Origin of the sequence: uncultured Gimesia sp., assembly GCF_937919775.1 — a bacterium.
In the GTDB taxonomy this organism is placed as follows: Bacteria; Planctomycetota; Planctomycetia; order Planctomycetales; family Planctomycetaceae; genus Gimesia.
Genome location: NZ_CALFPF010000006.1, coordinates 1 through 4,442, shown reverse-complemented (window position 1 = coordinate 4,442; position 4,442 = coordinate 1). Strand labels below are relative to the sequence as shown.

The window sequence follows — 4,442 nt, the reverse complement described above, 5'->3', positions numbered from 1 at the left end:
GCCATCCACGTCGATCTCCGAGAAGCCATGTTCCATAGGTGGTCCATGTGATGAAGTATGTGAAATGCTCATGCATCATGCACCTCGTCACCAAAAAATGAGCGGCACGGCGCTAGCCGCCGTTATTGTATTTTGGTTGCTGTTTCTCAAACGGTGGCTAGCGCCATTCCGCTCAGAAATTGTGCTGTGAAGGATAAAAATGGCGTTGATCTTTTCTCACAGTCCCTGTTTGCGTTTGAGCTTATCCAGGCGTTTTTGTTCGCGGCGTTTGTCCCGTTCTTTGTTACGTTCCTCGCGCTCTTTTTTGATTTGTTCCATTTCTTCCGGCGTGCGTTCGGGGAACAAGCCTTGCAGTTGTTCTCCGAAGCCGCTGCCTAACACCGCATCGAGAGCGTTGACGCCCATCTGTTTGGCGTAGTTGCCGACCTGGCTCATGTCGACCTTGGGTTTCTTCAAGGTACCGCCGATGGGCAATCGCAGGGGACGACTGATGAGCGTTTTCAGAATCGGCTGGTCTTTGTCTTCCGAGATCAGATTTGTGAACCCGACTTCGGCGATCAGGTCGAGCGATTCATCCAGGCCGACCGAACCGGTCGTGCGGACGGTGATGCCTTTCATCTGCACTTCGAACGGGCTGTGATAAACGCGGCCGTCGATCATATGATACTGCACCGCCTGATTTTCGACCTGCAAAAACACGGAGTCGGAGTCGATCAGTCTGCTGGTACGATTGATGTTCACAATCGAGAGTACCTGATTGATTTTTTCCGACAGCGCGTCAAACAGGGGGCCGGGTTTGACACGGGCCGACTTGATCGTCAGCGTGCCTCTGGCTTCACCCAGTTTGGGATCGTTGAGCGGAATGATGGCAAAATCCTGATTCAGCGAAAACTGCCCTTGAATGTTGGTGCTGTTGGCAATCATCGGCGCGACGAAACGCAGCGAGTTGCGGGTCATTTCGGGAGTGAACTGGAAATCCTGAATCACGACACCGCGTTCGAAGACCAGCGCTGCCGGTTTGACGTCCAGCCGCACGATGGGGGCCAGCGTCAATCGCCCGCCGTTCACCTGCATATCGAGGGGAGTAACATGGATTTGTCCGTCTTTGATGCGCGCTTCAATATTCGTTTTTCCACTCGACAAACCGCGAATGTTTGCTTTTTCCCAGCCGATGCCTGCTTCCCCTGTGAGAGCCGTGTACCGATCGGTGGGTGTGAACAGCGGCCGTGTATCGGGGTATAAAGGTTGAGGCCGCACGTTGAGCACCACTTCCTGCAGTCGCTCCGTCTCTCCGCTTCCCAAAGGTCCCTCTAACGTGAAGGGCCGTGTTTCGCGACCGACGATTTCAACATCCGGTCCGAGTTTGCTGCGTAAGAGCGGCGTCAGATTTTCCCAGTCGTAAGTGACTTCGCCCGTCAGTCGCACCTGCCTGCTGGTGGACATTTCGCGGATTTCGCCTTTCGCACTCAGGTCGAGCATTTCCGAGTGAATCGACATCTGGTTCAACGTCAGCGTGTCGGATTTCAGATCGTGCAGCGTATCCCCTTCGATGCGAACTTCCGGTTCCTGCCAGCTGATGGCCCAGCCCGGATTCCGCTGACTGGAAATAATTTGTTTCTGTGGATCGGCATTTTCTCTGACGGGAGCTTCAATCGCAAAATCTGCGATGGTCGTGCGCCAGTTCGCCATGCGGGCGTCTTCGGTGACGATGACGTTTGCCTGGCCGGAGACGGTGCCATAATATTTCTGTGCGGGTGTCTCAGCAGGATTCTGGAACCAGCGGGTGACGCTGTATAAATCGCATTTGAGGGAGAGTGAACCGATGAAGGACGGCGTGCTGACTTCGGCGTTGGGGAGTTGAATTTCCATTTTTTCGCCGTTGACGGCAATCGCAGCGCCGCGATAGGTAAACTGCGATGCTTTCAGCGTGCGCTGCTTCTGATTCCAGCTGCCGGCCGTTTTGATTTCGGCCTTGGGTTCATCGAACCAGAGTGTGGGAGTATGAATGCGTACGTTGGTCAGATCGATGCTGGTATCTTCGTGGACGATCATTTGATCGCTGATCGAAACCGAAGACGCAAACTGAATCTCGCCGCCGAGCTGCAGGTCCTGTTTTGCCAGCGGTCGCAGACGGTCGGCCCAGGTAGCAAGTTTGCCCTTCAGTTGAATTTTGAACGGGAGTAGTTTCTGTTCTGCGGTGGCGTCCCGTTTTTTATTGATGGTCGTCGGTTGTTCGAGTCTGGCCTGGAACGCATCCTCGGCGGCGATCAGAGTCACGATGAAACGCTCGACGTGAATCTGTTTGTCATCGGTATTACCGGCGCCGTCGACGGTCAGTTTGAGCGAGGGTTCCTGCCAGCCACGCCGATCGGGCAATGCCAGTTGCAGGTTTTCGAAGCTCAGGAACGACAGGGTCTGCCACTTCTGGTCGGCGATTTGAAAATCGATCTGGCCGTTCATTTTGCCTTTCAGCGCAACCGACTGCAAATCGAGGAACTGGTTTAGATGGTTAGAAAGCTGGTCCAGATTCGCATCCAGATTAATCGTCAGATGATTGGCATTGCCGGTGCCGGTCAATTTCAAAAAGTCGGATTCACATTTCAACGACTGAATTTCATACGCATCCTGTTCCTTCACGATCTGCATTAATAAAGAGACCGGTTGCTGCCAGCGAATTTCGCGCCCCTGGTTAAGGCCGGTCAGATCCGATGTTTTCACCCCAACCAGCCATGTGGTCTCAGCGAATTTTTCCGGCTGCGCGGGGTCGTGGTTGGAAACCTGAAAGTCGATGGTCCCCGATGTGATTTCCATGCCCGGTTTTAAATGAATCGTTTCGGGCAACTGTCGTGCTGCTTCCGCCAGATCCAGATTACCGGAGAGTTTCACGCGCGAATTGATGAAGGCGGCCAGTTTTTCCCGTTTGCTTTCGTTTTGCAGGTCGCTCCAGTTCAGGCTGCCCTGCAGAGTCAGATTACCCAGCTGAGACTGGGCGCGGGCCTCTTTGAAATGCAGCACGCCGTTGGCCGCTAACGCGTCGATATTTCCCTTTGCAGATTCGGTTTCGATTTCATCACCGCCGATCCACTCCGGGGCGCCGAAGATGAAAGGGGTTGCTTCCCAGTTCCCTTTGATGGCGAACCGGGGTTCCTCTTTGGTTCCCGACCATTTCACTTCCAGTTCGGAACTGGAAATCCCTTCGATGTAAGCACCCGGCGAGAGCGCGCTGACGAGCGGCGTTAATTGTTTCAGATCAAAGAATTGCGTTTTGAATTTGAGCGTGCCTGAACGTGAGACTTCCGGCTGGCTGGAATTGACCATGCTCACCGCAAATGCCATCTCGGCGGGGTTGAGCTGTTCGCCCGCATTTTCTGCAGGCTGTTTCCAGTGGCCTTCCACCAGAATCGGCTCGGTGCGCTGCGCAGGGCGGGTGACCGTGATGTCCATGCCGGTGAGATAAGGAGTCTCTTCGGCGGCTTCGTTGACGACACACAGATTGAGGTCGGAAAGATGCAGTGTTAACGACTGCTGCAGGCCCCCTTTCGGAGCGTCGTCTTCTTTGCCCGGTTCTCCTTCCGGATTCTCTTTCGTGCCTTTATTCAGAATGGCGGTCAGAAATTCGCGATTGGCCAGCCCGCGATCGTCGACGTAGGTCAGCGAAGTCACGCCGTTGATGTTGACGTCGCCGATCTGCTTGCGATCTTTGGCAAGTTCCCAGAGTGTTTTCTGCGTTTTGATCTGATCGATGCGGACAATGTCACGGCCTTCAAAATCCTGAAAGGCGATCTTCTGAAAAACGACCGGCTGCGACCAGCTCAAGGAAACCGCGCCCGTTTTGATTTCACCGGGGTAACGTTTGAGAATCAGCGGCAGGAGGGAATTCTTGAGTGATGTGCGGGCGATGATTGCCGGTGCGAACCAGATCAGCAGACACAGACCGACGGACAGCATCAACAGGACGCGACCCGTGGAGCCTCTTTGCGGTTTGGAGTTTTTGGGAGATGTATTTTTATCGCTGGCTGTTTTAGCTGAGTCTGGTTGGGGCATATCAGATCCTGTTTCAGTTCCTTTGTGCAGGAGAAAATAATGATCATCCGTGTTAGATGTCCGGTCAGCCCACACAGACAACTATATGGGGATTTTCGGACAGCGACAATGTTGGATCGGGAAAGAATGTGCATTCACTCCGCGGAAATCCATCAATTCAGCGGTTTTCCTGCCAGACAGTTTCCGCAGAGAGTGTTTTTTGCTGCTTTTTTTGACTATGATAGTACGCGGTTTTCAGGTTGATCAGGTTACCAGAACATAAAGAGAAAACGAATTATAATGGATATCTTAAAGGCAATTGAGGAAAGACGTTCGATCAAAAGTTATGATCCCGATCACAGGATGACCGAAGAGGAAATCCGAAAGCTGTTCCCCTTCTTTCAGGAATAGACAGGACA

General features: G+C 53.2%; 2 protein-coding genes and 1 pseudogene. 2 read left to right on the top strand and 1 reads right to left on the bottom strand.

What is annotated here, in order from left to right; genetic code table 11:
* Positions 1-190: hypothetical protein (locus Q0294_RS00110; protein ID WP_299459377.1), on the top strand; the 190-nt coding region annotated here is incomplete at its 5' end.
* 26 nt (positions 191-216) lie between these two features.
* Here the strand turns inward: Q0294_RS00110 and Q0294_RS00105 are convergent.
* Positions 217-4,044, bottom strand: coding sequence for a hypothetical protein (locus Q0294_RS00105; protein WP_299459375.1), 3,828 nt, complete (start codon positions 4,042-4,044; stop codon positions 217-219).
* Positions 4,045-4,323: 279 nt separating this feature from the next.
* Between Q0294_RS00105 and Q0294_RS23345 the strand changes: the two are divergent.
* Positions 4,324-4,413: pseudogene (locus tag Q0294_RS23345) on the top strand (nitroreductase family protein); the annotation flags it as partial.
* Positions 4,414-4,442 lie beyond the last annotated feature (29 nt).